The 26,150-nt window shown below is 73.9% G+C and carries 21 protein-coding genes; 3 read left to right on the forward strand and 18 right to left on the reverse strand.

Translation table 11 applies throughout. From position 1 onward, the window contains the following. Window positions 1-18: 18 nt before the first annotated feature. The 5 genes from pgm to Q0994_RS18560 form a co-directional block, all read right to left on the reverse strand. A complete protein-coding gene (pgm, locus tag Q0994_RS18540) occupies window positions 19-1,662 on the reverse strand; it encodes a phosphoglucomutase (alpha-D-glucose-1,6-bisphosphate-dependent) (RefSeq protein WP_299536147.1) in 1,644 nt (547 codons plus the stop codon). Between the two features lie 210 nt (window positions 1,663-1,872). Beyond that, the gene (locus Q0994_RS18545; protein WP_299536150.1) at window positions 1,873-3,507 is read right to left on the reverse strand and encodes an ABC-F family ATP-binding cassette domain-containing protein; all 1,635 of its coding nucleotides are present in this window, start codon (window positions 3,505-3,507) and stop codon (window positions 1,873-1,875) included. Window positions 3,508-3,828: 321 nt separating this feature from the next. Then, window positions 3,829-4,020, reverse strand: a complete 192-nt coding sequence (locus Q0994_RS18550; protein ID WP_299536153.1) for a DUF6381 family protein — start codon at window positions 4,018-4,020, stop codon at window positions 3,829-3,831. Window positions 4,021-4,154: 134 nt separating this feature from the next. Further along, window positions 4,155-5,756 (reverse strand): amidohydrolase, encoded by a 1,602-nt coding sequence (locus Q0994_RS18555; protein WP_299536156.1) that lies wholly within the window; start codon window positions 5,754-5,756, stop codon window positions 4,155-4,157. A gap of 35 nt (window positions 5,757-5,791) precedes the next feature. Next, entirely contained in the window at window positions 5,792-7,270 is a 1,479-nt protein-coding gene (locus tag Q0994_RS18560) for an APC family permease (protein ID WP_299536159.1), read from the reverse strand. Window positions 7,271-7,426: 156 nt separating this feature from the next. Here Q0994_RS18560 and Q0994_RS18565 point away from each other — a divergent pair, with 156 nt between their 5' ends. Continuing rightward, on the forward strand, window positions 7,427-8,056 hold the full coding sequence (locus Q0994_RS18565; RefSeq protein ID WP_299536162.1) for a TetR/AcrR family transcriptional regulator: 630 nt from the start codon (window positions 7,427-7,429) through the stop codon (window positions 8,054-8,056). Between the two features lie 62 nt (window positions 8,057-8,118). Here Q0994_RS18565 and Q0994_RS18570 read toward each other — a convergent pair whose 3' ends face one another. Both Q0994_RS18570 and Q0994_RS18575 read right to left on the reverse strand, forming a co-directional pair. Then, window positions 8,119-9,348 (reverse strand): DUF4032 domain-containing protein, encoded by a 1,230-nt coding sequence (locus tag Q0994_RS18570; RefSeq protein WP_299536164.1) that lies wholly within the window; start codon window positions 9,346-9,348, stop codon window positions 8,119-8,121. A gap of 115 nt (window positions 9,349-9,463) precedes the next feature. Beyond that, window positions 9,464-9,913 (reverse strand): hypothetical protein, encoded by a 450-nt coding sequence (locus Q0994_RS18575; protein ID WP_299536166.1) that lies wholly within the window; start codon window positions 9,911-9,913, stop codon window positions 9,464-9,466. A gap of 201 nt (window positions 9,914-10,114) precedes the next feature. On the opposite strand from Q0994_RS18575, the gene Q0994_RS18580 reads away from it, so the two are divergent. Next, the gene (locus Q0994_RS18580) at window positions 10,115-11,689 is read left to right on the forward strand and encodes an alkaline phosphatase (RefSeq protein ID WP_299536168.1); all 1,575 of its coding nucleotides are present in this window, start codon (window positions 10,115-10,117) and stop codon (window positions 11,687-11,689) included. A 54-nt stretch (window positions 11,690-11,743) separates the two neighbouring features. Here Q0994_RS18580 and Q0994_RS18585 read toward each other — a convergent pair whose 3' ends face one another. The 5 genes from Q0994_RS18585 to Q0994_RS18605 form a co-directional block, all read right to left on the reverse strand. Continuing rightward, window positions 11,744-11,959 carry a hypothetical protein gene (locus Q0994_RS18585; RefSeq protein ID WP_299536170.1) on the reverse strand — a complete coding sequence of 72 codons (216 nt, stop codon included), beginning with the start codon at window positions 11,957-11,959 and terminating at the stop codon, window positions 11,744-11,746. Window positions 11,960-12,249: 290 nt separating this feature from the next. Continuing rightward, on the reverse strand, window positions 12,250-13,539 hold the full coding sequence (locus Q0994_RS18590; RefSeq protein ID WP_299536172.1) for a PP2C family protein-serine/threonine phosphatase: 1,290 nt from the start codon (window positions 13,537-13,539) through the stop codon (window positions 12,250-12,252). A gap of 234 nt (window positions 13,540-13,773) precedes the next feature. After that, window positions 13,774-14,208, reverse strand: coding sequence for a VOC family protein (locus tag Q0994_RS18595; protein WP_299536174.1), 435 nt, complete (start codon window positions 14,206-14,208; stop codon window positions 13,774-13,776). Window positions 14,209-14,392: 184 nt separating this feature from the next. Beyond that, a complete protein-coding gene (locus Q0994_RS18600; RefSeq protein WP_299536176.1) occupies window positions 14,393-15,448 on the reverse strand; it encodes a YncE family protein in 1,056 nt (351 codons plus the stop codon). A gap of 444 nt (window positions 15,449-15,892) precedes the next feature. Further along, window positions 15,893-17,821, reverse strand: coding sequence for a hypothetical protein (locus tag Q0994_RS18605; RefSeq protein WP_299536178.1), 1,929 nt, complete (start codon window positions 17,819-17,821; stop codon window positions 15,893-15,895). Between the two features lie 203 nt (window positions 17,822-18,024). Here Q0994_RS18605 and fes point away from each other — a divergent pair, with 203 nt between their 5' ends. Further along, window positions 18,025-19,284, forward strand: a complete 1,260-nt coding sequence (gene fes / locus Q0994_RS18610) for an enterochelin esterase (RefSeq protein WP_299536181.1) — start codon at window positions 18,025-18,027, stop codon at window positions 19,282-19,284. A 136-nt stretch (window positions 19,285-19,420) separates the two neighbouring features. On the opposite strand, the gene Q0994_RS18615 is transcribed toward fes, so the two are convergent. From Q0994_RS18615 to Q0994_RS18640, 6 genes are all read right to left on the reverse strand, one after another. After that, window positions 19,421-19,771, reverse strand: coding sequence for a hypothetical protein (locus Q0994_RS18615; RefSeq protein WP_299536184.1), 351 nt, complete (start codon window positions 19,769-19,771; stop codon window positions 19,421-19,423). A gap of 76 nt (window positions 19,772-19,847) precedes the next feature. After that, the gene (locus tag Q0994_RS18620; RefSeq protein ID WP_299536186.1) at window positions 19,848-20,378 is read right to left on the reverse strand and encodes a hypothetical protein; all 531 of its coding nucleotides are present in this window, start codon (window positions 20,376-20,378) and stop codon (window positions 19,848-19,850) included. 90 nt (window positions 20,379-20,468) lie between these two features. After that, window positions 20,469-21,176: a 4'-phosphopantetheinyl transferase superfamily protein gene (locus Q0994_RS18625; protein ID WP_299536188.1), complete on the reverse strand. Its 708-nt coding sequence runs from the start codon at window positions 21,174-21,176 to the stop codon at window positions 20,469-20,471. Window positions 21,177-21,360: 184 nt separating this feature from the next. Further along, the gene (locus Q0994_RS18630) at window positions 21,361-25,287 is read right to left on the reverse strand and encodes an amino acid adenylation domain-containing protein (protein WP_299536190.1); all 3,927 of its coding nucleotides are present in this window, start codon (window positions 25,285-25,287) and stop codon (window positions 21,361-21,363) included. Next, entirely contained in the window at window positions 25,284-25,511 is a 228-nt protein-coding gene (locus tag Q0994_RS18635; protein ID WP_299536192.1) for a phosphopantetheine-binding protein, read from the reverse strand. The genes Q0994_RS18630 and Q0994_RS18635 overlap by 4 nt, the downstream gene beginning before the upstream one ends. Before the next feature lie 4 nt (window positions 25,512-25,515). Further along, on the reverse strand, window positions 25,516-26,148 hold the full coding sequence (locus tag Q0994_RS18640) for an isochorismatase family protein (RefSeq protein ID WP_299536194.1): 633 nt from the start codon (window positions 26,146-26,148) through the stop codon (window positions 25,516-25,518). Window positions 26,149-26,150 lie beyond the last annotated feature (2 nt).

A 26,150-nucleotide genomic window follows, 5' to 3' on the forward strand; every position in this document is an offset into this window, starting at 1 on the left:
CGCCGCCGCGCCGGTCGCTCAGGCGCCGCCCAGCGCCTCGGAGACGAGGGCGCGGGCCTCGTCCTGGACCCGGGCGAGGTGGTCGGGGCCCTGGAAGCTCTCCGCGTACACCTTGTAGACGTCCTCGGTGCCGGAGGGGCGGGCGGCGAACCAGGCGCTGTCGGTGCAGACCTTGAGGCCGCCGATCGCGGCCCCGTTGCCGGGGGCCTCGGTGAGGACGGCGGTGATCGGCTCGCCGGCCAGCGTGTCGGCGGTGACCTGCTGCGGCGACAGCTTGGCCAGGACCGCCTTCTCCTCGCGGGTCGCGGGGGCGTCCACGCGGGCGTAGGCGGGGTCGCCGAAGCGGTCGGTCAGCCCGGCGTAGTGCTGGGAGGGCGTGGAGCCGGTGACCGCGGTGATCTCGGAGGCCAGCAGGGCCAGCAGGATGCCGTCCTTGTCGGTGGTCCACACCGAACCGTCGCGGCGCAGGAACGACGCCCCGGCGGACTCCTCGCCGCCGAAGCCGAGGCTGCCGTCGAAGAGGCCGTCGACGAACCACTTGAAGCCGACCGGCACCTCGACCAGGGTGCGGCCGAGGTCGGCGGCGACCCGGTCGATCATCGAGGAGGAGACCAGCGTCTTGCCGATCCCCGTCCCGGCGGGCCAGCCGTCACGGTGGCTGTAGAGATACTGGATGGCGACGGCCAGATAGTGGTTGGGGTTCATCAGCCCGCCGTCGGGCGTGACGATGCCGTGCCGGTCGGCGTCGGCGTCGTTGCCGGTGGAGATCGCGTACGCGTCGCGCTGCGCGATGAGCGAGGCCATGGCGTACGGCGAGGAGCAGTCCATCCGGATCTTGCCGTCCCAGTCCAGCGTCATGAAGCGCCAGGTGGGGTCGGCGAGCGGGTTGACCACGGTCAGGTCGATGCGGTGGCGCTCCGCGATGCGGCCCCAGTACGCCACCGAGGCCCCGCCGAGCGGATCGGCGCCGATCCGCAGGCCCGCGTCGCGGACCGCGTCCAGGTCGAGGACGGACGGCAGGTCGTCGACGTACCCGGTGAGGAAGTCGTGGCGGCCGGTGGTCGAGGCGGCCAGCGCCCGCGCGTAGGGGATGCGGCGCACCTCCTTCAGCCCGCCCGCGATCAGTTCGTTGGCGCGGTCCTGGATCCACGAGGTGGCGTCGGAGCCGGCCGGGCCGCCGTTCGGCGGGTTGTACTTGAAGCCGCCATCGGCGGGCGGGTTGTGCGACGGGGTGACCACGATGCCGTCGGCGAGCCCGTCGGTGCGGCCGCGGTTGTACGTGAGGATGGCGTGCGACACCGCGGGGGTCGGGGTGTAGCCGTCCTCGGAGTCGATGAGCACGGTGGCGCCGTTGGCGGCCAGCACCTCCAGGGCGGTCACCCGGGCGGGCTCGGAGAGCGCGTGCGTGTCGGCGCCCAGGTAGAGCGGGCCGTCGGTGCCCCTCCGGGCGCGGTACTCGCAGATCGCCTGGGTGGTGGCGGCGATGTGGTCCTCGTTGAACGCGGTCGCCAGGGCGGAGCCCCGGTGCCCGGAGGTGCCGAACGCGACCCGTTGTCCGGCCTCGGCCGGGTCCGGGTGGAGGGCGTAGTAGGCGGTCACCAGCCGCGCCACGTCGACCAGGTCGTCGGACTGTGCCGGTTGCCCGGCCCGTGCGTGCACCATCGGTTCTCCTCGTTCGTCGTCGGCCGGACCACTCGGACCGGGCCACCGTCCCGGGGACGGACGATCACCACGATTTGTACCCGATGCCGTCCGTTCCTTCCTCCGGGCCTACCCGATTCCGGCGCGGTAACGACGGTGCGGGGGGCCGGAACCGACCACGGAGGGGGTTCCGGGCGCCGGACGGGCGGCACCCGGCGCCCCCGCCGCCCGTCACACCTCGGCGGGCGCCCCCGCCTCGCGCAGCCGGCCGCCGTCGAGCCGCAGCCATCGGTCGACGCCGATCTCCGTCAGGAACCGTTCGTCGTGACTGACCACGACGAACGCGCCCTCGTAGGAGTTGAGCGCGCCCTCCAGCTGCCCGACGCTGACCAGGTCGAGATTGTTGGTCGGTTCGTCCAGCAGCAGGAGCTGCGGCGCGGGCTCCGCGCACAGGACGCAGGCCAGGGTGGCGCGCAGCCGTTCGCCGCCGGACAGGACGGCGGTCGGCAGATGGGCGCGGTCGCCCCGGAACAGGAACCGGGCCAGCGTGTTCATCCGGTCCGCCTCCGGCATGCCGGGGGTGGCGTCCGCGAAGTTCTCGGCGACGGTGCGCGCGGGGTCGAGGAGGTCCAGGCGCTGGGAGAGGTAGGCGATACGCCCGTCGGCCCGCCGGGTGCCCCCGCCGGACGTCTCCTGGTCGCCGAGGACCGCCCGCAGCAGGGTCGACTTCCCGGCGCCGTTGGGGCCGGTGAGGGCGATGCGCTCGGGGCCCCGGATCTCCAGGTCGACGCCCTCGCCCGCGAACAGCGGCCGGCCGCCGAGGTCGACCCGCATCCGCTCGCCGAGGAAGACGGTGCGGCCGGCCGGGACGCGGGTGCCGGGCAGTTCGAGCACGATCCGGTCGTCGTCGCGGACGGCGCGGCCGGCCTCGTCGAGCCGGGCCTTCGCGTCGCCGACGCGGGCGGCGTGCGTCCCGTCGGCGCGGCCCGCGGACTCCTGGGCGTTGCGCTTGCGCGCCCCGGCGAGGATCTTGGGCAGCCCGGCGTTCTTGATGTTCTTCGCCGCGTTGCTGGAGCGGCGCGCCGCCCGCTCGCGGGCCTGCTGCATCTCGCGCTTCTCCCGCTTCACGTCCTGTTCGGCGTTGCGGACGTTCTTCTCGGCGACCTCGCGGGCCGCCCGTACGGCCTCCTCGTAGGCGGTGAAGTCGCCTCCGTAAAAGTGCAGCTCGCCGCTGTCGAGCTCCGCGATGCGGTCCATGCGGTCGAGCAGGGCGCGGTCGTGGCTGACGAGCAGCAGGCAGCCGTTCCACTCCTCGATGACGCCGTACAGCGTGCGCCGGGCGTCGAGGTCGAGGTTGTTGGTCGGCTCGTCGAGCAGGAGCACGTCGGGGCGCTTGAGGAGCTGGGCGGCGAGGCCGAGGGAGACGGCCTGGCCCCCGCTGAGGGTGTGCAGGCGGCGGTCGAGGGCGACCTGGCCGAGGCCGAGCCGCTCCAACTGGGCGCGGGTGCGTTCCTCCACGTCCCAGTCGTCGCCGACGGCGGCGAAGTGCCGCTCGTCGGTGTCCCCGGACTCGATGGCGTCGAGGGCGGCGATCACGGCGTCCACCTCCAGCACCTCGGCGACGGTGAGGTCGCCGGAGAGCGGGAGGTTCTGCGGCAGGTGGGCGAGTACGCCGTCGACGGTGACGGTTCCGGCGGTGGGGAGCAGTTCGCCCGCGAGCAGGCGCAGCAGGGTGCTCTTGCCGGCGCCGTTCGGTGCGACGAGCCCGGTGCGTCCGGTGCCGACGGTGAAGGAGAGGTCGTGGAAGACGGGGGTGTCGTCGGGCCAGGAGAAGGAGAGCCGGGAGCAGGTGAGCGATGCGGACATGGTGGGTCCTCGAAGGGTGACGCGGGCGCGGCGGAGCGGGCCCGGAGGCGTGAAGGAGCGCGAGGTACGACGAACTCAGCCACTCGCGGCGGCGCACTGACGCGCCTGCCGGTGGCTTGTCACCGCCGGGTCTCACCCGGAGATGTCGTCGTCACCCACCATGTCGCTCTCCTTGATCGCGGAAACTTCCGCCGTCCACGGTAACAGCGGACGACGCCGGTGTCGCGGGATTTGTGCGCGGCGCGGGGCGGGCCGGCGGCCCGCACGTGCCGCCGCCCCCGTTCCCCCGGAGCAGGGGAACGGGGGCGGCCGGGTCGCGCGTCACCGCTGCGGGTAAATGTCTCCGCTGCTCATGCCGGTCTGCTGTTCGCTGCGGTCCCGCATCTTGCGGGCCTTGTCCTTGAGGCGCGCCTGCTCCTGCGGGTCGGTCGCGCGCTCCGCATCGTCGGAAAGCTGCTGTGCCTTGTCCCGCATGCGCCGCGCCAGTTCGGCGGGCTCGTCCGCTGGGCTCATCACCACTCCTCGTCCGCTGGGGAACCGACGCTCTCCAGCGAACCAGCGGCGCGCCGCGCACGCATCTCGGGGCGGCCCGCCACGCCTCGGACGCGCTCCCGCTCCTCGGACGCGCCCCCGCTGCCCGGACGCGTTCAGACCGCCCGGTGCACGATCCTGCCACCGGTGACGGTGAGGGCCACCGGTGCCTCGCCGGCCTCGTCCGCCGGGGCGTCCACCGGGTCCAGGCCGAAGGCCGTGAGGTCGGCGCGGTATCCGGGCGCGATGCGGCCGGCGACGTGCTGCTCGCCTGCGGCGACGGCGGCGTGCGAGGTCACGCCCTCCAGTGCCATCAGTCCGGTGAGGGCCTGCGCCCCGGTGACCGGCTCGGTGTCGTACGCGCCGGGGAGGCGGCGGAGCCGGGCGGTGGCGAGCACCTGGCGGACGTCGTAGTGGGCGATCGGCCAGTCCGAGCCGAGCGCGAGGTAGGCGCCCGCGTCGCGCAGGTCGCGGCAGCGCCAGGCGCGGTCGGCGCGCTCGTCCCCGAGGCGCTTGGACCACTCGTCGGTGTGGTCGGCGCGGGTGTACGCGGTGTGCGTGGGCTGCATCGACGCGATCACGCCCAGCTCGGCGATCCTGGTGGCGAGCCGGTGCGGCACGGTCTCGATGTGCTCGACGCGGTGGCGCAGCCGGCCGCTCTCCCCCAGCGCCTCGACGGTGTCCAGCACATGGGCGACGGCCGCGTCCCCGATCGCGTGGGTGGCGGTCCCGACCCCGGCGCGGTGCAGGTGGTGGACGGCGGCGGTGTACGCGGCGGGGTCGGGCCAGAAGGCGTCGGTGCCCTCGCCGTGGCAGTCGGGGCGCTCCAACCAGGCGGTGCCGCCCTCGACGGTGCCGTCCATGAAGAACTTCACCCCGCCGACGCGCCACAGCCGCCCCGACTCCTTCTGCAGCCGGACCAGTTCGTCCAGGGACGCGGTGTCGGCGCCGGGCATGCACCAGGGTGCCAGCCGCAGCCGCAGCGGCAGATCGGTCTCCTCCTCGACCGAGGCGAGCAGGTCCGGGACGGTGCCGTCGCCGAGGTCCATGACATGGGCGCCGGTGAGTCCGGTCGCGGCCATGGAGGCGAGCAGCTCCACGAGGCGGCGGCGGCGCTCGGCGGGCGCGGGCTTGGGGAGCAGGTCGCCGACCAGGTCCATCGCGGCGTGCTCCACGAGGTGGCCGGTGGGCCGTCCGTCCGCGTCGCAGGCGATGCTGGAGCGCTGGGCGAAGGCGCGGGGGCCGGTGATGCCGGCCCGGTCGAGGGCGGCGCCGCTGGCGAGGGCGGAGTGGCCGTCGTAGAGCCGGATGAAGGCGGGCGCGCCGCCGAGGACGTCCTCGACGAGCGCCCGGTCGAGGGGGCGCCCGCCGAAGGCGTTGTGGTCGAGGCCCCAGCCGGTCACCCAGCCGTCGACGCGGGCGGCGGAGGCGAGCGCGGCCCGCAGCCCGTCCAGGTCGCGGACGCCGGTGAGATCTTCCCCGGCGGACATCTCCAGGCCCCAGACGGGGTGGCTGTGGGCGTCGACCAGGCCGGGGGTGAGGGTGGCCCCGGTGAGGTCGACGACCTCGGTGCCGGGCCCGCGCAGTCCGGCGAGGTCCGCCGCGTCGCCCACGGCCGTGACCAGGCCGTCCGTGACCGCGACGGCCGTGGCCTCGGGGCGGGCGGGATCGAGGGTGCGGACACGGGCTCCGGTGAGGAGGAGGTCTGCTGCGGGCACCTGGGGCTCCTTGGGGTGGGAGGGGCGTACGGAAGTCAGAGGGCGGTGGCGGAGGTCGCGGCGGGGCGGGCGGCGGGGCCGGGCGTGTCGTCGTCGGCTCCGTCCGGTTCCGCGCCGAAGCGGGCGTACACCCCGGGCTTGCGGCGCTTCAGACGGTGGGCGAGGGCGAGTCCGGCGGCGAACACGGCGGGCACCAGGGCGACCAGGACGGTGTTCACCCGGAGCGAGGCGCCGGAGAACAGATCGACGTTGTAGGTGACCAGGACGATGACGATGGCCAGCAGCAGGGTCGCGACGACCGGGGCGACCACCGTGCGCCAGGGTCCCTCGTCGTGTCGCACGCGCCGGAAGAACATCAGGACGGCGACGGCCGCCATCAGTTGGAGCACCATCAGGCCGATCATGCCGGGGGTGTTGACCCAGAGCAGGAGCTGGCCGTACGGGTCGGCGCCCGCGGCGGCGAAGCCGATGACGACGACGGCGCCCAGCACGGTCTGCGCGACGCCGGCCAGGTGGGGTGAGCGGTGGCGGGGGTGCACCCGGCCGAGCGCGGCGGGCAGGACGCCCTCCTCGGCCAGCGACAGCACGTACCGGTTGATGGCGTTGTGGAAGGCGAGCAGGGAGGCGAGAACGCTGGTGACGATGAGAATGTGCATCAGGTCGGCGGCCCAGGACCCGACGTAGGTGGTGAGGGCGGCGAAGAAGAGGCCGGCCGGGTCGTCGCCGGCGGCGGCCACCACGCGGGAGTCGCCGAAGGCCTGGACGACGGTCCAGACGACGAACGCGTAGAAGAGGCCGAGGAACGCGACGGCGATGTAGGTGGCGCGCGGCACGGTCCGGTCGGGGTTCTTGGCTTCGCGGCGGTAGATGACCGTGGACTCGAAGCCGGTGAACGCGGCGAAGGCGCAGGCCAGGACGGCGGTCATGCCCGGTACGAAGACGTTTCCGGGGGCGAAGGAGGCGAAGGAGATGCCTTCGGCGCCGCCGTCGAGGAGCACCCCGCCGGCGAGCAGGAGGAGGATGCCGGTCTCGGCGACGAGGAGGACGCCGAGGACCTTGGCGCCGAAGTCGATGGAGCGGAAGCCTCCGTACCAGATGACCAGCAGGCCGACGAGGGAGACGGGCAGCCAGGGCAGGTCGACCCCCCAGAGCGCGTGGGCGGTCTCGGTGGTGGCCGAGCCGAGAAGGCCGTAGACGCCGATCTCCATGCCGTTGTAGCCGAGCAGGGCGATCAGCGCGGCGGCGATGCCCAGCGGCTTGCCGAGGCCGCGGGCGATGTAGGCGTAGAAGGCTCCCCCGCTGCGGACGTGACGGCTCATCGTGGTGAAGCCGACGGCGAAGACCGCGAGGGTGACGCCGGCGAGCAGGTAACCGACCGGGGCGCCGATGCCGCCGAGCATCAGAGCGAGCGGCGCGACCCCGGCCATCACGGTGAGCGGGGCGGCGGCGGAAATGACGAAGAAGGCGATGTCGGCGGTGCCGAGGGTGCCTCTGCGAAGTGTGGGCGCGGACATGCGGAGGGAGCCCTTCTGCGGCGGACAGGAGCAGGAACTCTGAAACCTAAAGCCTTTCGGTTTCCGCAATGTAACCTCACGGCCAGGTTTCCGGGAAGACCTTCCGGGTGGCCGCCACCAGATTTTTCCGACACCGCCAGATCAGGAGAACCGCAGATGGGACGGCCCCGCACGGCGCTGCTCGACCCGGAGCGCATCACCACGACCGCGCTGGAACTCCTGCGTGAGCAGGGCGAGTTCAGCCTTCCCCAGGTCGCCGCGCGGCTCGGGGTGCGGACCGGGTCGATCTATCACCATGTGGACAACCGGGCGGCGGTCGTGGAGTTGATCCGCGCACGGGTGTGCGCGGCGATCGACGCGGACACCCTGGGGAGCGGACCGTGGGACGAGGCGGTCACCGCCTGGGCGCGTTCCTACCGTGCCGCCTTCGCCGCCCACCCGTACGCGGTCGCCCTGCTGATGACGACGCCGGTGCGGGCGCCGGTCGTCCTGGAGCAGTACGAACGCGCGGTGCGGCTGCTGCTGGGCGTGGGCTTCGCCAAGGCGGAGGTGATGACGGTGATCACCGCTCTGGAGAACCTGGTACTCGGGTCCGCGCTCGACCTCGCCGCCCCGGAGACGATGTGGGAACTGCCCGACGACACGACGACGCCCCTGCTCGCGGAGGCGCTCGCCGTGGCGGGCGAGGGGGCGGGCCCGGGGGCGCGGCGCGCCGACGCGGCGTTCGACCTGGCACTGGAGGCGTTCGTCCGGCACTGCCGGGACCGGCTGCACACGGCGGAGTGACGCCGGGAGCCGCGTCCGCGCCCGGCCCGGTGCGGGGGCACCGTGCCGGGCGGGCGGCGGTCTCAGGACGCCGGGGTCTCCTCCGCGGGGCCCTCGGGCCGCACCTTGGCCACGTAGTCCCGCACCGCCGCTTCGAGACCGACGTCGTGCGCGGCCCGCTCGGACAGGAACCAGCGGTGCTCCAGCAGCTCGTGGTAGAGCTCGGCCGGGTCCATCGTGCCGCGCCGCTCCGGGGGCACGGCCCGCACGGTGGGCCGGAACACGTCGCGGACCCAGCGGTGGGCCAGCACCTCGGTCCGGGCGCCCAGCGGGTCACCGGGGGCGTAGTCGTCCTGGGTGGCCATCCAGGACTCCAGGTCGTTGAGCAGCCGGCGCGCCTGGTTCTCCTCGGTGTCGAGGCCGGTCAGCCGCAGCAGCTGGCGCTGGTGGTGACCGGCGTCGACGACCTTGGGGACGAAGGTGACGGTGTCGCCGTCCGGGGAGTTCTCGATCTGCATCTCGGCGACGTCGAAGCCCATCTCGTTGAGACGGCGCATCCGGCGCTCGATGTAGTGGTACTTGCCCGCCGGGTACACGGACGTGCGCGTCAGCTCCCGCCACAGGTCCTCGTAGCGGCGGACGATCTCGTTGCCGAAGGCGATCGGGTCCACCGAGGGGTGGAGGGCGCCGGACGCCTCCAGGTCGAGCATCTCGCCGCTGATGTTCACCCGCGCCAGGTCGATGTCGTAGGCGCGCTGCCCGTCGCTGAGCCGGGGGTGGGTCTCCCCCGTCTCGGCGTCCACCAGATAGGCGGCGTACGCGCCGGCGTCCCGCCGGAACAGGGTGTTGGAGAGCGAGCAGTCGCCCCAGGCGAAGCCCACCAGGTGCAGCCGGACCAGCAGCACGGCGAGGGCGTCCATCAGCCGGTGCACGGTGCTCGGGCGCATGGTGGTCTCGAACATCGACCGGTAGGGCAGCGAACCGTTGAGATGGCGGGTGATCAGCACCGGCTCCAGCGGGGCGCCGCCCGCGCCGGTGCGCCCGGTCACCACGGCGAGCGGGTCAACCGCGGGTATCCCGAGGCGGTCGAGGGTGCGCAACTGCTCGTACTCGCGGACCGCGGGGCGCTGCGCGAGCTCCTTCACGGCGATGACCTCGTCCCCTGCACGGACGTACCGCACCACGTGACGGGAGATGCCCCGGGGCAGCGGCACCAGGATCTCCTCGGGCCACTCCTCCAGCGGCAGTCCCCAGGGCAGGGCGAGCAGGCGCGCGGGGTGCTCGGGGTTGGTGGCGCTGATCTGCAAAGCCATGGCTCGCCTCGCTCGTGCGGGTGTGGAAGACCAGTGTGCGGTACGGGCCCGCGGGGGCAGGGAGGCGGGTGGGGCGGGCGGACGGTCCGGAGGCGGGCGGGCGGTCCGGCGCCGCTCAGCCTCCCTCCGGCCGGGCCGTGTGGTCGGGGTGGCCGTGGGTCCGGCGGGACTCCTTGAGCTCGGCCTCGAAGAGGTGGGGCCGGCCGTCGGCGAGGTCGTCGGTCAACTGCCGCTCCGTCGCCGCGAAGGGGCGGTAGTAGGTGCGGTCGTACGCCTCCACGATCTGGAAGGTCCAGTGGCCGGGGATGACGTTGCGTCCGAGGATCTCGCGCTCGACCCGGTCGGCTTCCTCGCCGTGGCCGGCCTCGCGGAGCAGCCGTACCGCGTCGTCCAGTTGGAGGTCGGCGGTGCCGGTGAGCTGATGGAAGGTGTACAGCGCCCCACGGGCGCGCTCGGTGGTCTCCAGTGCCTTCGACAGGGCGCCCAGCGCCTCGACGGTGGCGTCGCCGACCCCTTCGGGGCGCCGGTGCCGGGGGCCGGGTCCTGCTGCGTGCGGTGAGGTCATCCTCTCGCCCTTCCCCCGGCACCCCCCGCGCACGCCCCCCGGAGTCCGTCGTTCCGCGCCGGCCACTCCACCGGCCGTAACCGTACGGGCGCGGCCCGCGTTCACGTGCTGATCGACCACGGGCCATTCGGCGAACGTGGGCATGTCATAACGGCCGCGCAGCCTGACGGAGGTAAGCAACGGCTCTACGCAGGAGGCACCGTGGTCGCAGGTTCCGTGTCCCGTCGGCAGGTCTTCGCATACGGCGGCGGGGCGGCCGCCGCGCTGATGCTGGGAACGGGGGCGTGGAGCGCCGGGAACGCGTTCGCCGCGCCCACGCTGAGGGGCGATCCGTTCACCCTCGGGGTGGCGTCCGGCGACCCGACCTCGGACGGCGTCGTGCTGTGGACCCGGCTGGCGCCCGATCCGCTGGCCGAGGACGGCCTCGGCGGCATGGAGCCGAAGCCGGTGCGCGTGCACTACGAGATCGCGCTCGACGAACGGTTCCGCCGGATCGTGCGGCGGGACAGCGTGGTCGCCACCCCCGAACTGGCCCACTCGGTCCACCCCGAGGTGCGCGGTCTCGCCGCGGACCGCACGTACTACTTCCGCTTCCGGGCCGGTTCCGCGCTCTCACCGGTCGGCCGCACCCGCACCACCCCGGCGCCGGGCGACTCCCCGCGCGAGCTGAAGTTCGCCTTCGCGTCCTGCCAGGCGTGGCAGGACGGCTACTTCACCGCGTACCACCACATGGCGCAGGAGGATCTCGACCTGGTGGTGCACCTCGGCGACTACCTCTACGAGTCGGGCGTCAAAACCAACAAGCGCGGGGTCGTCACCGCGCCCAAGTTCCACACGGAGACGGTGGACCTCGCCCGCTACCGGCTGCAGTACGGCCTGTACAAGTCGGAGGCGCCGCTGCGGGAGGCGCACGCCCGGTTCCCCTGGATCATGACGTTCGACGACCACGAGGTCGAGAACAACTGGGCGGACGAGACCTCCGAGAACGACGAGGACCCCGCGACCTTCCTGCTGCGCCGGGCCGCCGCCTTCCAGGCGCTGTACGAGCACGCGCCGCTGCGCGGTGCGCAGATGCCGAAGGGCCCGGACGTCCGGATGTACCGGCGGCTGCGCTACGGACGGCTGGCGGACTTCACGATGCTCGACACCCGGCAGTACCGGGACGACCAGGCGTGCGGCGACGGCACCTCGGCCGACTGCGCGGAGCGGTTCGACCCGGCGCGGACCCTGCTCGGGGCCGCGCAGCGCGACTGGGTCGCGCGCGGCTTCGGCAGCTCGACGGCGCGCTGGCAGATCCTCGGCAACCAGGCGCCGATGGGCCAGACCGACCAGGACCCCGGGTCCGGCGTCACGGTCTGGACCGACCCGTGGGACGGCTACGTCGCCGAGCGCAACCGGCTGCTCGCGGAGGCGGACGCCCGCGGGGTGCGCAACCTCGTCGTCATCACCGGCGACCGGCACCAGAACTACGCCTGGGACCTGAAGCGGGACTACGCCGACCCGGACTCGGCGACGGTGGGCTCGGAGTTCGTCGGCACCTCGGTCACCAGTGGCGGCGACGGCGCGGACCTCACCGACCAGGGCCGTACGTTCCTCGCCGCCAACCCGCACATGAAGTTCTTCAACGGCCAGCGCGGCTACGTGCGGGTCACCGTCGACCGCGAGCGGTGGACGAGCGACTTCCGGGTGATGCCGTACGTGACGAAGCCGGACGCGCCGATCAGCACCCGGGCGAGCGTCGTGGTGGAGGACGGGGTGGCCGGGGTCCAGGTCTGACCCGCCCGCCCCGGCGGCTCCGGGCGTTCGGAACCGCCGGACGGCGGTTTCACGTCAGAGGGCGGCCACCGTGTCCAGTTTTCCGGCCTTGGCGTCCGCCACGATGGAGCCGAACTGGTCGGCGCTCATCTCGACCCTCTGGCCGAAGTCGTCAGTGATCACGATTCTGCGCTCGGCCGGCGCGGACTCGTCGACGAACAACTGCGGACAGCCGCAGTCGCAGTTTCCGCAGAACGTCGCCAGCGGCTCCAGGGAACTGATGTCGGTCATGCGTCGCGCCCTCTCCTCGCACCCGCCGTCCGGATGGTCCTCCTGCGGTCCGGGCACCAGGGCACTGCCCGGACCCCGGCCCTGCCACACCGGACGGGGGACGGCGCACGGAGGTACAGGGCGCGCGCCCGGCGGTGACGCGCGCCTCGCTCGGGGCCCTCGGCGCCACCTCACGCCCCGTCCGGCGCCGGACGGGGCGTGAGGTGTGGGGGCGACGATGGCGCTACGAGGGGCTGTGGCGGTACGGGGCCGTGGCGCGTTGTGGCCGGCGACCGGTCGTGGGCACCCGCTCAGTCGCGCTCGCGCGCGCCGTCCGTACCGTCCGCGCCGTCCGTGGGGTGCACGGGCTGCGTCCTCAGCCGGACGATGCCCTGCTGGAGCGGTTCGTGGCGGTGGGCGGGAAGCGGGCCGGCCGCCCGTGACGTGGTCTCGTTCGGCGGGAGCGTCCAGTACGTCTCGTCGGTGGCGGAGAACCGCAGCGCGAAGATCGTCGTGTCGTCGTGGAGCCGTCCTCCCGAGTGCCGCAGCAGCCCGTCGGAGACCAGCGCGGCGACCTGGCGCGCGGACGCCACGGCGCCGGGGTCACGGGCGACCGTGTCCTCCAGGAACGTGCGGAGCGGGAAGAAGTCGCCCGCCGCGTCGCGCGCCTCGGTGACCCCGTCGGTGGTCAGCACGATGATGTCGTCGTCGGACAACGGGAAGCGGTGCGGGACCACGGACGCCGTCCCCGCGGGGTCCAGGTCGCTGAGGCCGAGGGGCAGCCGCGGGGTCACCTGCAGGACCCGGACCCCGCGTGGGCTCACCACCAGCGGCGGTTCGTGGCCGAAGTCGACGACGTCCACCCAGGACTCGCCGCAGCCGGGGTTGGGGAAGCCCAGCAGGACGGCGGTCGCGAACCGGTCGGGCTGGGCGTATCCCATGGCCACGCCGTAGCGGCGCTGGCGCTCCATCCGCACTTCCAGCCGGCCGGCCACGATGCTGAGGCTCGGCACGTGGTAGCCGGCCTCGCGGAACGAGCCGAGGATCGCCGCGGCGGCCGACAGCGCGCCGAGCCCCTTGCCCTGGACGTCGCCGATGAGGGCCCGCGCTCCGTAGGCGCTCGGCTGGAGGTCGTAGAAGTCGCCGCCCAGCCGGGCGACGGCGTCGGCGGGCAGATAGACGTGGGCGTTCTCGATGCCGTGGATGTGCGGCGGGATGTCGCGCAGCACGGTGGCGCGGGTCGAGTCGGCGACGTTGCGGATGTGCAGCATCCTGTCCTCGCGCCGCAGCCGGAACCAGCAGGCGACGACCGCCAGCACGCTGGCCACGGCGACCAGGATGAAGTCGGGCAGACCGGCGGTGTACTCGTGCGACCAGGCGGCGTCCAGCCCCAGGTACGCCACGACGGAGAGGAACCCGAACAGCGCGGTGACCCAGACCGGGCAGAGCGCGGCGGAGAGGCCCGGCACCATCACGATCCAGGACAGCACCCGGAAGTCGCCGGAGGTGTTCCAGTCGGTGAAGGCGACTCCCACCAGAGCCGCCAGCGGGAGCAGCCAGCCCAGCCGTCGGCGCCTGAGCCTCGTGGGGAGGACGTACACGGCCCGTTCCAGTCGGCGCTCCGCGGCCTGCCGCAGCCGCCCCGGCGGGGGCGGCGACGGGTCCGGCGGACTGGTCCTCGGCGGACGGGAGGGCGGTGGCACCCTCGTATCCGATCACGCACCACCGCCCGGCGCATCCGGTGACCGCCGTGGGCCGGCCGGGGGCGGCGCACCGGTCGGCGCGCCGCGGGCGGGCGCGAGCTTCCGGCGGGCCCCGGCGCCGCCCCCGGCGGCTCAGTCGAGGCAGAACTCGTTGCCCTCGACGTCCTGCATCACCTGGCAGGACTCGTTGAAGCCGTCGGCCCGCAGCAACGGCCCGCGCACCGCGCCGAGGGCGACGAGGCGCGCGCACTCGGCCTCCAGGGCGGCCAGCCGGTCTTCGCCCACCAGCCCGGTGCCGACGCGTACGTCGAGGTGGACCCGGTTCTTGACGGTCTTGCCCTCGGGCACGCGCTGGAAGAAGAGGCGCGGGCCCGCGCCCGTGGGATCGAGGCAGGCGAACGCGGCACCCCGGCGCTCGGCCGGCAGCGAACGGTCGTACGCGGCCCAGTCGGCGAAGCCCTCCGGGGCCGGCGGGACGACGTAGCCCAGCACCTCGCACCAGAACCGGGCGACCCGCTCGGGGTCCGCGCAGTCGAAGGTGATCTGGACCGTCTTGATCGATGTCATCGCGCCATCGTAGGGACGGGTCCGCATGCCATCCACACCTTTACGCACGGAGGGTCTGCTCGCGGGACGGGAGGCTCCCGTCCCGCGGGTGGACCCCTGCCGCGTGGCCGGCGGCGGTGTGCGCCGCCGGTGTCCCCGCGGTGCGCCGCACCGTACGGGCCGGGAGGTCGCCCGGCCCGGTGGATCAGCGGGCGAGGCGGATGCGGGTGACCTGGTCCTGGCCGTCGGCACCGGCGCCGGACTTGTCCACGACGTAGGCGGAGCCGTTCGCGATCTCGATGTGGTTCGGGTTGGCGGCCGTGGCCAGCGTCTGGACGACGGCCGCCTTCTTCGGGTCGACGATCGTCACGTTGGCCGCGGTGCGGTTGGCGACGAGGACGCGGCCGGACTTCTCGTCCGTGGCCACGGCGAGGGCGCCCGCGCCGGTGGCGACGGTCGCGGCGACCGCACCCTTCTTGAGATCGATGACCGACAGGTCGCCGCTCGTCTGGTTGGCGGTGTAGGCGGTCTTGCCGTTCTTCGACAGGGAGACCGAGATCGGACCGTCGCCGGCCGGCAGGAAGCGCGGCTCGTCGTCCTTGTGGCCGAACTCGATGACCCGGTCGTTGTTCAGGTCGGCGGCGTAGAGGTCGCCGGTCTTCTCGTTGAGGGCCAGACCGGTCGGGGCCGAGCCCTCGACGGTGAGGCGCTCCTTCTCCTTCAAGGTGCGGCTGTCGAAGGCGACGACGCTGCCCTCGCCGAACGCGCTGGCCCAGACGGTGTTGTGGCGCTCGTCCACGACGATCTCACGGGCGTGCGCCACGCCGGGGAGGGTGGCCAGGTGGGCGCCGGTGCGCTGGTCGTAGACGGCCACGCTGTTGTCGCGGGTGTTCGTCGTCCAGACGGTGTTGTGCTCGTCGTCGACGGCTACGCCGTACACGGCCTCCACCGCGCCGGTGGTGGCGTTGGTGGTGGGCGGGGTGATCGTCTGCTTGACCGCCAGCGTGCGGGGGTCGACCTTCAGCAGGCTGGAGCTGGTGACCGGCGGACGCCCGACGGCCGTGGTGGCCCACAGGACGTGGTTCCGCTCCGAGTACGCCGTCTGGTAGAGGCCCTTGCCAAGCGTGAAGGTCTCGGCGGTGGCGGTGGCGGTGGCCGAGTGGCTGGACGCCTGGGCGGTCACGGTGCCGGTCAGCGCGAGGGACGTTCCCATGACGACGACCGTGGCGATGCTGCGGATGCGGGTGGTGGCAGAAGACATGCCGTCAACTCCTAGACAGAGGCTCCCCGCAGTGGGGAGCGACAACGAAAGGTTAGCTTAGCCTTACCTAACTTTGGCCGTTCCCGATGTGATCCGTCGCACAGTCAGAAATCGTGCGCAGTAAGGGAGTTGGGTGTTCATGGGAGGAACGTCCGGGCATGCCGAAGGGCCGCGCGGCTACCGCTCGCGCGGGCACGAAGGCGCCCTGAAGCCGGACGGGCGAGTGCCGCGCCCGGAGGCCGTACGGGGATGCCCGCGCGTGGCGGGCCGGGGGCCGGTGCGGGATGCCGTACGGGGCGGGCCGGGCCGTGCGGGATGCCCGTACCGGGTGCCGCGCGGGCCGGGCACGCCCGCCGGGCCCGGGGCGCCGGGGCGGGTGCCACCCCGGCCCCGGAGGTCGTCAGACCGCCCGGGCCGAGGGGCGCCCGCCGGCGCCGGGGGCCGTCAGACCGCCGGCGGGGTCTCCGGCGTGCGGCGGCGCAGGACGAAGGTGGTGGCTCCGGCGGCGCCCGCCGCACCGCCCACCGCGGCCGCCGCGGCGGCCCAGGCGATGGTCGACCAGGACACGCCGTCGTCCGGGGAGGAGACCGACGCGGCGGTCCTGAGCGCCGCGCCGGAGTCGTCCGAACCCTCCGCCGAGGACGAGGACGAGACGGCGGCCGCGCCGTCCGCGGCGGGCTCGATCACCGTGAAGTCGACCTTGAGGGTGGTCGAGGGGTTGGGTGCGAGGAACCGCAGCCAGTGAGCGCCGGCGGTGACGTCGGCGGGGATCTCCACGTCGCCCTCGTACGCACCTGAGGCGTCGGCCTTCCACTGGCCGAGGATCGCGTCGTCGTCCAGCTTGATGGTGACGGTCTGCGAGGCGGGGAACTCGCTCACCCTGAAGTGCAGGGTGCCGCCGGGCTGGACCTCGCTTGCGGTGATCTCCGCCGTGGCGCCCGCCGCGTTGGAGGCGCTGGCCGGATCGCCGGTCGCCTCCGGGACCGGGGCGGCGGAGGACGATCCACCGGCCGCCGACCCGCCCGAGGCGGAACCGGAGGCGTCGGCGGCGGGTTCGGCGCCGGTGGTGACGGTGAAGTCGGCCCGCAGGCTGGTGGACGGGTTGGGCGCGAGGAAGCGCAGCCAGTGCGCGCCCTTCGTGGCGCCCGGGGGGACGGTGACGGAACCGGAGAACGAACCGTCGGCGCCGATCCCACCGGACCACTGGCCGATGATCTCGCTGTCGTCGAGCTTCACCGTCAGCTGCTGGCCGGCGGGGAAGCCGGTCACCCGGAAGGAGACCTTTCCGCCCGCCGCGACGCTGGAGCCGGCGGTGATGGTCGCGGACGCACCGGTCGCACCCGTCGTCCCGCCGGAGCCGGAGCCGGTGGAGCCGGTGGAGCCGGTGGAGCCGGTGGAGCCGGTGGAGCCGGTGGAGCCTGAGCCGTTCGTGGCGGAACCGCTCCCGCCGGAGCCCGAACCCCCGGTGGACCCGCTGCCTCCGGCGGAGCCGCCGCCGCCCGTGGAGCCGCCGGCCGAACCCGCGGAACCGCCGGAACCGCCGGAACCGGAGGAGCCTCCCGAGCCGGCGGAGGTGACGGTGAAGTCGGCCTTGAGGCTGGTCGACGGGTTCGGGGCCAGGAAGCGCAGCCAGTGGGCGCCCGCGCCGGTGCCGGAGGGCACGGTGACGGTGCCGGTGAAGGTGCCGTCCGCCTTCACCGCGCCGGTCCACTGGGCGAGGATGGCGTCGTCGTCCAGCTTGACGGTGACGTTCTGACCCTGCGCGAAACCGGAGAGCGCGAAGGTGAGTCTGCCGCCCGCGGCGACCTTCGTGCCCGTCAGCCGGACCGCGGGGGCAGCGGGTTCGGCCGGCTTCGTCGGGGACGGAGCGGGCGTCGGGGTGGGTGTCGGGGTGGGTGTCGGGGTGGGGGTGGTGGCCGCCGTCACCGTCAGGGCTTCGCTCTTGACGCTGGTGCCCGGCGAGAGGAAGCGGAGCCAGTGACCGCCGCCGGCCACCGTGTCGGCGGGGACGGTCACCGCGCCGGAGAAGCCGCCGTCGGCATCGGTGGTGAACGCCTGGAGGAGCGCGCCGTCGTCGAGCTTGACGCTCAGCTTGGCCGAGGCGGGGAATCCCGTGACGGTGAACCCCACGTCGCCACCGGCCCGCACGGTGGCGGAGGCGAGCGTGACGGTGGGCGCGGCGACTTCGTCGGCCGCCAGCGCGGCCGGTCCGACCCCTCCGGTCCCGCCCGCAGCGGCGATCGGCATCGACAACACGCCGAGACCGATGGTCGCGCCGGCGGTGAGGGTGGCGACCCGCACCAGCCGGGCCCGTGCGCCGCGTGCCGCTTGCGCCGGTATGCGGCTGGTCCCGGTGGGTCTGTCAGAACTCATGGGTTCGACTCCTGTTGAGCAGAGAAGAGGAAAGGCGGAAGCGCGTGTGGCACCGGTCGACGGCGTTCACGAGGAAACGCCGGAGGTGCGTGCTTAGGTTAGCCTAACCAAACGAGTAAATCGTGACTCGGAGGCCGCTTTCACAGCTTCCGACCTGCGAAGGTAAGGTCCACCTCACCGTCACCCCTCGTCGGAAGTGCGCCATGCCTGTCTCCCCGCCCCCCACCGGAGCCCCGCGCCGCCCGCCCCGCGTCCCGCGCCCCGACGCGGTCCCGAGGATCGCCACCCCCGCCGCCGCGCTGCCCGGCCCGGAAGGCGTGGAGGCGTACTGGCGGGAGGTGAGCCGGCGCGGCACACCGCTGGTGACCCCCGATCCGGAGGGCAGCGGGGACCACGTCGCGGTGACGTTCCTCCGGCGCGGCACCCCGGCCACCCGCGCGGTCCAGGTGCTGCCCAACAAGATCGGCGACCCCCGCGCGCCGGAGGGCAACCTGATGGAGCGGCTGGCGGGGACGGACGTCTGGCACTGGACACTGCGCCTGCGCCACGACTGGCGGGGCACGTACGACTTCTACGTGGACGAGGGCGAGGGCCCGGCGCCCGAGGACCCCGGCTACTGGCCCGCTCTGCGCACCCGCCGTCACGGCGACCCGCTCAACCCCGCGTGGCTGCCCCGGCGCTGGAGCGCGGACCCGGTCCCGTACGCGGAGTTGCCGGCCGCGCCGCGGGCGGTGGACTGGACCCCGCGCGACGACGTGCCGCACGGCGTCCTCACCGAGCACGAACTGGACAGCGAACACCTCGGCGCCCGGTGCCGGGTGTGGCGGTACGAACCTGCGGCCGGCTACCGGCCCGCCGGAGACCTGCCCGTCCTGGTGCTGCTGGACGGCGAGCACTGGGGGCCGCTGCTGGGCCTCCCCCACCTGCTGGACAACCTGATCGCCGACGGCAGCATCCCGCCGCTGGTCGCTCTGCTCAGCGACTCGGTGGACCCGGACACGCGCTGGGACCGGCTGACCTGCCGCCCGGAGCACACCGCCTTCCTGACGGACGAACTGCTGCCGTGGGCGGCCGCGTCGCTGCCGCTGACGGACGACCCGGCGCGCACCGCGATCGCCGGACAGAGCCTGGGCGGGCTCACCGCCGCCTACGCCGGACTCACCGCCTCCGACCGGTTCGGCCACGTGCTGGCCCAGTCGGGCTCCTTCTGGTGGCCGGACGGCCCGGACGCCGAGTGGCTGACCTCGTACGTCGCCTCGACACCGCGCGTACCGGTGCGCCTGCGGCTCTCCTTCGGGGACCAGGAGTGGGTGGCGCTGCCGGCCGCCGCGAGGCTGCGGGACGCGCTCACTGCGGCGGGGTACGACGACGCGGTGTACGTGCCGTTCAACGGCGGTCACGACTACCTGTGCTGGCGCACCGAACTGGCCGACGGGCTGGTGGAAGCGTTCGGCGGACACTGAGAGGCCGAGAGGGGGCCGGCCTCCGGGGCTGCGCTACCGGCTGGCGAAGTCATAGGGCGAGTGGGGCGGGGTGAAGGCCGGCGCCGTGGGATGACGGCCTGAAGCCTCGGCTGCCGCCCCCTGAAGCACGGGCGACTTACGACCGAAGGCACTCCTCCTGCGGATCGAAGCAGACCAAGCCGTGCTCGCGGGCCAGTGCAGCGGCGTACGCGGATACTTCCTCGGCTTTGCCGTAGGACATGAGCAGGTACACGATCGGGCCCGATGCCTCGTCGATGACTCGGGGCGACGCCCACACGACACTGTGGTCGGCGTCGTCCGGGTACCGTGCGACGAGGGCTTCCACATACGCCACGATGCGCGGCGCCGGAGGCACGGCGACATCGTCCGACTCCAGGTGACGCCCGTAGAGCTCGTCGTACGTCGAGCTCGCAGCACGGTCGTCGAATGGGCGGTCGCCGTCCCACACAGCAAGGTCGTAGCTCACAGCGCATCGTCGCGGGCAACACGTTCGTCGCGACCAGCAGGTCCTGCGATCTCTCTGTCAGTGATCCGTAAGAGCACTACGAGTCCTGCTGCTCCAGCGCGTCGGCGAAGGCGCGGAGGGCGTCGGCCAGTTCCTGCTTGGTGGGTAGGTCATCCACCTTCTTCTCCAGACCGTCGATGCGCTCCGCCAGGTCGTCCAGGTCCGCCGGAGCTGTGGGGGTCGGTGTCGGGGCGTCCGTGGCGCCCGGGGACTCGGACGTCCCCGAGGTGTCCCCCGGCCCGGTCGAACCTCCCGCATCCGCACCGGCGACGCCGCCGTCGGTGCCGCCGTCGGTGCCGCCCGAACCGCTGACAGAACCACCGTCCGCACCGCCGGTGTCCGTGCCCCCGGCGTCACCACCGCCGTCGGATCCACCGCCGCTCACTCCACCGCCCGTGACACCGGCGGTTCCCGTGCTCGGCGTCTGATCGGACACCGGCGTCGCGCCGGAGCGCCCGTCGCCTTCGGCGGACACGGCTATCGCTCCGCCCACACCCAGCACCAGCACGGCAGCAGCACCGGCCAGCGCCACCGTCGTCCTGGCACGCAACTTCCCCTTGAGCGTCATCCGACGGACACTAGCCGGGAACGGCCGCGGAGGGACTCCTTCCGGCACTTCGGCACACGGCGGCCGTACGGAAACGGCCCTTCCCGGACCTCAGGCGTCCACCGGCCCCACCGCGCAGGCCGCCGCGTACCCGGCCGGGACCTCCACGTCGGCGACGGTCCAGCCGGGCGGGGCGGCCGGGTGCGGGCCGCAGCCGAGGTAGACCCCGGCGACCGAAGGGCCGGAGAGGCCCTCGCCGGTGGTTTTGACGTACGCCTCCTTGCGGGTCCAGCAGCGGGCGAACGCGGCAGGCCGTGACCCGGCCCCGGCGCGGGCGAGTTCCTCGCGTTCGGTGGGGTGCAGCACGGCGGCGACGTCCTCGATGAGCTCCGGGTCCGGGAGCTGCTCGATGTCCGCGCCCACCGGGGCGTCGGCCACGGCGATCAGGGCGAGACCGTGGGTGTGCGAGAGCGAGAAGTGCAGCCGGTCGCCGGCCGGGCCCGCGACGGCGGGGCGGCCGTGCGGGGCGCCGCAGCCCGGACAGGGCAGCCGGGTCATTTCGACGGCGGCCGGGTCCGTGTCCAGGTGGGCGCCCAGCACCTGACGGAGTGCCTGGTGGGCGGCGACGTAGACCGCGCGGTCGGCGGGGCGGCGGAAGGCGTCGGCGCGCCGGCGTTCGGCGGCGTCGAGGACGGTGGGTCCGTGTGCCGGGAACGCCGCCGCGCCGACCAGCCACAGCCGGGGCACGGGCCCCGGTGCGGCGGGGCGGCTCGGCGGCCCGGTCCAGGGGTCGGGCCGGAGCACGGCGGGCGCGTTCACGCCGCGCCGGCGCCGGTCCGCCGCGCACACTCGCGCCGCGGAGCGGGACCGGAGCGCACGGTCCGGCCGTCCGGCCGTTCGTGCTCGACGGGCCACGGCGACCGCGGTCCGGCGGCGCCCGCCGGCACGGAACGGCTGGGCCGCCCCGGCCGGGGGCCGGGGGCGAACGGTCCGGGTGCGGCACTCACGCGTCCCACTCCTTCAGGCGTTCGACGAGGACGTCGCCGATCCGGTCGAGGTACTGGTCCCGCAGCATCTGTGGATGGGTGCAGTCCAGGTCGTGGTTGACGACGCTACCCGTCACGTGCGGCCGCCATGCCTCGCGGGTCAGCCAGTCCTCGGCCCTCGGCGCGGCGGCGGTGAAGAAGACCAGGTCGCCGCGGAAGGTCCGCTGCCGGTGCTCGCGCATGAGGCGGGCGTGGTTCGGGACGACGTCCACGACGCGGGTAAGCGTGCGGTCGGAGAGTCCGGCGAGCCGGCTGCCCGCCTCGCGCAGGGTGGCGAGCACGTCCTCGCGGGTGCGTTCGCCGGTGCGCTCCAGGCCGGCCATCCGCAGCACCGCGGTGAGCGCGTCGCCCTCCTCGGGCGCGGGCCTCTCGCGCCACTGTTCGGCGGGGAACGCGTCGAGCAGGGCCAGCAGTTGGACCTCCTCCCCCGCTTCCTGGAGCAGCACGGCGACGGTCTGGGCGAGGACTCCGCCGACGGACCAGCCGAGCAGCCGGTAAGGGCCGTGCGGGTGGACCTCGCGGATGCGCGCGACGTAGTCGGCGGCCTCCTCCTCCAGTGAGCCGGGCAGCGGGCCGTCTTCGGTGAGGGCGCGGGCCTGGACCCCGTACAGCGGCTGGTCGGGGCCGAGGCGGTTGGCGAGGCCCGCGTAGCACCAGGAGATGCCGCCCGCCGGGTGGAAGGCGAACAGGGGTGGGCGGGAGCCGCCGGTGCGGAGCGGCAGGACGACGTCGAGGGCGTCCTCCTCGGCCACCTGCCCGTTCTCGAAGCGGGCGGCGAGGGCGGCCGGGGTGGGTGCGGCGAAGAGCGAGCCGACGGTCAGTCCGGCGCCGCACTCCTCGCGGACCCGGGCGACCAGCCGCATGGCGAGCAGCGAGGTGCCGCCGAGGTCGAAGAAGGCGTCGTCGGGTCCGACCCGCTCGGCTCCGAGCACCTCACCGAACAGCCGGGTGAGGGTCTCCTCCAACGGACTCGCGGGCGGGCGGGCGCCGTCGGTGCCGGTGAACACCGGTGCGGGCAGAGCGCGTCGGTCCAGCTTTCCGGCCGGGCTCAGCGGGAACGCGTCGAGGGCGACGACGGCGGTGGGCACCATGTGCTCGGGCAGGAGGCGGGCGACGCCGGCGCGCACCGCGGAAGGGTCGGCGCCGCCGGTGACGTAGCCGACGAGCTGCTGGTCTCCGGGGCGGTCCTCGCGCACCAGGGCGCAGGAGCCGTCGACGCCGTCCTGGGCGGCGAGGGCGGCCTCGATCTCGCCGAGTTCGATGCGCTGGCCGCGGAGTTTGACCTGGTGGTCGGTGCGGCCGAGGTATTCGACCTCGCCGAGGGCGGTCCAGCGGGCCAGGTCGCCGGTGCGGTACATCCGGCTGCCGGGGGCGCCGAACGGGTCGGCGACGAACCGGGAGGCGGTGAGGCCGGGCCGGTCGAGGTAGCCGTCGGCGAGCTGGCGTCCGGCGAGGTACAGCTCTCCGGGGATGCCGGGCGGGCAGGGCCGCAGCGCCGGGTCGAGGACGTGCAGGCGGGTGTTCCAGACCGGCTTGCCGATCGGCACCGGCCCGTCGTCCTCCGGGCTGCACGGGTGGTGGGTGACGTCGACGGCGGCCTCGGTCGGCCCGTACAGGTTGTGCAGTTCGGTGCCGGGCAGCACGCGGGCGAAGGCGTGCGCGGTCTCCCGCGGCAGCGCCTCCCCGCTGCAGAAGACGCGCTTGAGTCCGCCGCACTGCCCGGCGTCGGCCTCCGCGAGGAAGACCTGAAGCATGGAAGGCACGAAGTGGCAGGTGGTGACGGCCTGTTCGGCGATGACGCGGGAGAGGTGGGCCGGGTCCTTGTGGCCGCCGGGGTCCGCGACGACGAGGGTGGCGCCCTGGCGCAGCGGCCAGAAGAACTCCCAGACCGAGACGTCGAAGGAGGACGGGGTCTTCTGGAGCACCCGGTCCTCGGGCGTGAGCGGGTAGGCGTGCTGCATCCAGCGCAGCCGGTTGTCGATCGCCCCGTGGGAGACCACGACGCCCTTGGGACGGCCGGTGGAGCCGGAGGTGTAGATGACGTACGCCGGGTGGGCGGGGGTCAGCGGGCGGGCGGGGTTGATGGCGAGGTGGCCGGAGAGGTCGAGGCCGTCGAGGACGACGCGGGGGGTGCCCGCGTCCGCGGGGAGCCGGTCGGCGGTGTCGGTGACGGCACAGACGGGGCGGGCGTCCGCCAGCATGCCGGTGAGTCGCTCCGCCGGGTAGTCCGGGTCGAGCGGCAGGTAGGCGGCGCCGGTCTTGAGGACGGCGAGCAGCGACACGACGAGGTCGACGGAGCGCGGCAGGCTGAGCGCCACCACGGTGTCGACGCCGGCGCCGAGCGTCCGCAGGTGCCGGGCGAGCCGGTTGGCGCGGTCGTTGAGTTCGGCGTAGGTGAGGGTGACGGAGCCGTGCACGAGGGCGGTGGCGTGGGGCCTGGCCCGCGCGCGTGCCTCGATCGGGCCGATCAGTGTGGTGGCCGGGAGGTCGCGGTCGGTGCGGTTGAACTCCTCGACCACCAGGGCGTGTTCGGCGGGTGTGCCGAGGGAGTGGACCGCGAGCGGCAGGGCCGGGTCGGTGCCGGCGAGGCGTTCCAGCAGGGAGACGAAGCGTGCCTGGTGGGCGTCGAGCGCGGCCTCGTCGTAGAGGGCGGGGTTGCCGTCGTGGTCGACGCGCAGTCCGCGCCCGTCGGCGCGGTCGTAGACGTTGACCGTGAGGTCCTCGACGGGTCCGGCGGAGAGGTTGCCCGCGGTGGCCGGGGCGCCGGCGAAGGAGACGTCGTAGTCGAAGGGCATGACGTTGACCAGCGGGCCGACCAGGGCGCGGCCTTCGCCGAGCAGGCCGAGGTCGCGGCGGATGTCCTCGTACCGGTAGCGCTGGTGGCGGCGGGCGCCGCGGATGCCGAGGACGACCTGGCGGACGAGTCCGGCGAAGGTGTCGTCGGGGGCGACGGTGAGCCGCAGCGGCAGCACGTTCATCACCATGCCCGGTATCCGCAGGGCGGCCGAGCCCATCCGGCCCATCAGGGGCAGCCCGAGGACCACGTCGGTGCGGTGGGTGGCGCGGGCGGTGTGGAGGGCCTGGGCGGCGACGACGATCTCGGGCCAGGTGGCGCGGAGCGTTCCGGCGAGGTCCTTCAGCCGGTCGGCGGTGGCCGTGGGGAGGTGCGCGGTGCGGCGCAGGAAGGTGCGGGACGGCAGTGCGCCGCGCCCGGCGAGGTGCGGGGCTTCCGGCCGGTCGGCGAACGCCTCGGTCCAGTGGACCCGGTCGTCCTGGTACGCCTCGGAGGCGCGGTAGGCGGCGTCCTGCTCCACGAGGGAGGCGAGGGTGCCGAAGGTGCGCGGGCCGGGCTCCCGGCCCGCGGCGAGCGCGGAGTAGACGTCGGCGATACGGCGGACCAGCAGGGAGTAGCCGAATCCGTCGATGACGAGGTGGTGGATGCGCTGGTACCAGAGCCAGCGGTCGTCGCCGGTGCGGAACAGGCCGTGCCGGAAGAGCGGACCGGTGGAGAGGTCGCAGACCTGCGCGAGGTCGTCGCGCATCCAGGCGCGGGCCTCCTGCTCCGGGTCCTTCGCACCGCGCAGGTCCCGCACGGTCAGCGGCAGTTCGACGGTGGCTCGCACGTGCTGGCGAGGGCCGTCGGGGGTCTCCTCGACGCGGACGCGCAGGGCGTCGGTCTCTGCGACGACCCGGCGCAGCGCCGCGGCGAAGAGACCGGGGTCGATCGGGCCCGCGATCTCCAGGCACTCGGCGGTGTTCTGGGCGGGGCTGAGCGGATCGAGCGCCTGGGCGTAGTACATGCCCAACTGGGCCGCGGTCAGGGGCAGTACGGTGTCGGCGGCCTCGGCGGGCGGGCGGGCCGGGGCGGCGGTCCCGGTGTTCACGCGGCCCCCAGCAGGGGCGCCCAGGCCTCGATGGCGGGCTGTTCGGCCAGGTCGGCGAAGTCGGCGGTGACGCCGTGGTCGCGGCGCCATCGCTCCAGCAGGGCCATGATGCGGACGGAGTCGAGTCCGTGGTCGACGAGGTTCTCGTCGAGGGGGATGTCGGCGGGGTCCTCGCCGAGGCAGTCGGCGACGTCGGCGCGTATGAGTTCCAGGGTGAGCGGCATCGTCTCAGACCTCCGTGAAGAGCGCGTCGGTGGTGGTGACGACCGCGCAGCGGCCGGCGGCCCAGCGCAGGGCCATGTCGTGGTCCTCGCGGGAGAAGTCGGCGACGGCGTCGCCGACGACGAACGCCTGGATGTCGCGCTGCCAGGCGTCGGCGGCGCTCATCATGACGCCGATGTGCGCGTACACGCCGGCGATGACGAGCTGGTCGCGGCCCGTCTCGCGCAGGATGTCGGCGAGCGGGGTACGGACGAAGGCGCTGTACTTCCACTTGGTGACGACGTGGTCGCCGGGGAGCGGGGCGACGGCGTCGGGGGCGCGGAGCGCCTCGGGGTCGTCGGCGACGCCGGGTCCCCAGAAGTCGAGCTGGAGGCCGCGCTCCTCGGGGGTCTGGCCGCCGCGCTGGGCGGAGTGGACGACGGGGACGCCGAGGCCGCGGCAGCGTTCCAGCAGGCGGGCGGTGTTGCCGATCAGGCCGGTGAGGGGTTCCCGGCCGGCCGGGAAGGCGCGCAGGAAGTGGTTCTGCATGTCGTGCACGAGCAGCACGGCGCGCGCGGGGTCGGCCGTCCAGGCGACCCGGTTGGCGGGCAGTTCGTCTCCGGCCGGGAGCCGGTACGGGGCGATGGCGGGAAGTGCCACGG

This window comes from uncultured Streptomyces sp. (genome assembly GCF_947488945.1).
Classification (GTDB): Bacteria; Actinomycetota; Actinomycetes; order Streptomycetales; family Streptomycetaceae; genus Streptomyces.

Bases quoted from the DNA above. Each gene is read 5' to 3' on its own strand.
- pgm (WP_299536147.1), bottom strand. From the start codon at position 1,662: ATGGTGCACGCACGGGCCGGGCAACCGGCACAGTCCGACGACCTGGTC.
- Q0994_RS18575 (WP_299536166.1), bottom strand. From the start codon at position 9,913: ATGACCTCACCGCACGCAGCAGGACCCGGCCCCCGGCACCGGCGCCCC.
- Q0994_RS18600 (WP_299536176.1), bottom strand. From the start codon at position 15,448: ATGTCTTCTGCCACCACCCGCATCCGCAGCATCGCCACGGTCGTCGTC.
- Q0994_RS18605 (WP_299536178.1), bottom strand. From the start codon at position 17,821: ATGAGTTCTGACAGACCCACCGGGACCAGCCGCATACCGGCGCAAGCG.
- fes (WP_299536181.1), top strand. From the start codon at position 18,025: ATGCCTGTCTCCCCGCCCCCCACCGGAGCCCCGCGCCGCCCGCCCCGC.
- Q0994_RS18550 (WP_299536153.1), bottom strand. From the start codon at position 4,020: ATGAGCCCAGCGGACGAGCCCGCCGAACTGGCGCGGCGCATGCGGGAC.
- Q0994_RS18620 (WP_299536186.1), bottom strand. From the start codon at position 20,378: ATGACGCTCAAGGGGAAGTTGCGTGCCAGGACGACGGTGGCGCTGGCC.
- Q0994_RS18585 (WP_299536170.1), bottom strand. From the start codon at position 11,959: ATGACCGACATCAGTTCCCTGGAGCCGCTGGCGACGTTCTGCGGAAAC.
- Q0994_RS18545 (WP_299536150.1), bottom strand. From the start codon at position 3,507: ATGTCCGCATCGCTCACCTGCTCCCGGCTCTCCTTCTCCTGGCCCGAC.
- Q0994_RS18635 (WP_299536192.1), bottom strand. From the start codon at position 25,511: ATGCCGCTCACCCTGGAACTCATACGCGCCGACGTCGCCGACTGCCTC.
- Q0994_RS18595 (WP_299536174.1), bottom strand. From the start codon at position 14,208: ATGACATCGATCAAGACGGTCCAGATCACCTTCGACTGCGCGGACCCC.
- Q0994_RS18560 (WP_299536159.1), bottom strand. From the start codon at position 7,270: ATGTCCGCGCCCACACTTCGCAGAGGCACCCTCGGCACCGCCGACATC.
- Q0994_RS18565 (WP_299536162.1), top strand. From the start codon at position 7,427: ATGGGACGGCCCCGCACGGCGCTGCTCGACCCGGAGCGCATCACCACG.
- Q0994_RS18570 (WP_299536164.1), bottom strand. From the start codon at position 9,348: ATGGCTTTGCAGATCAGCGCCACCAACCCCGAGCACCCCGCGCGCCTG.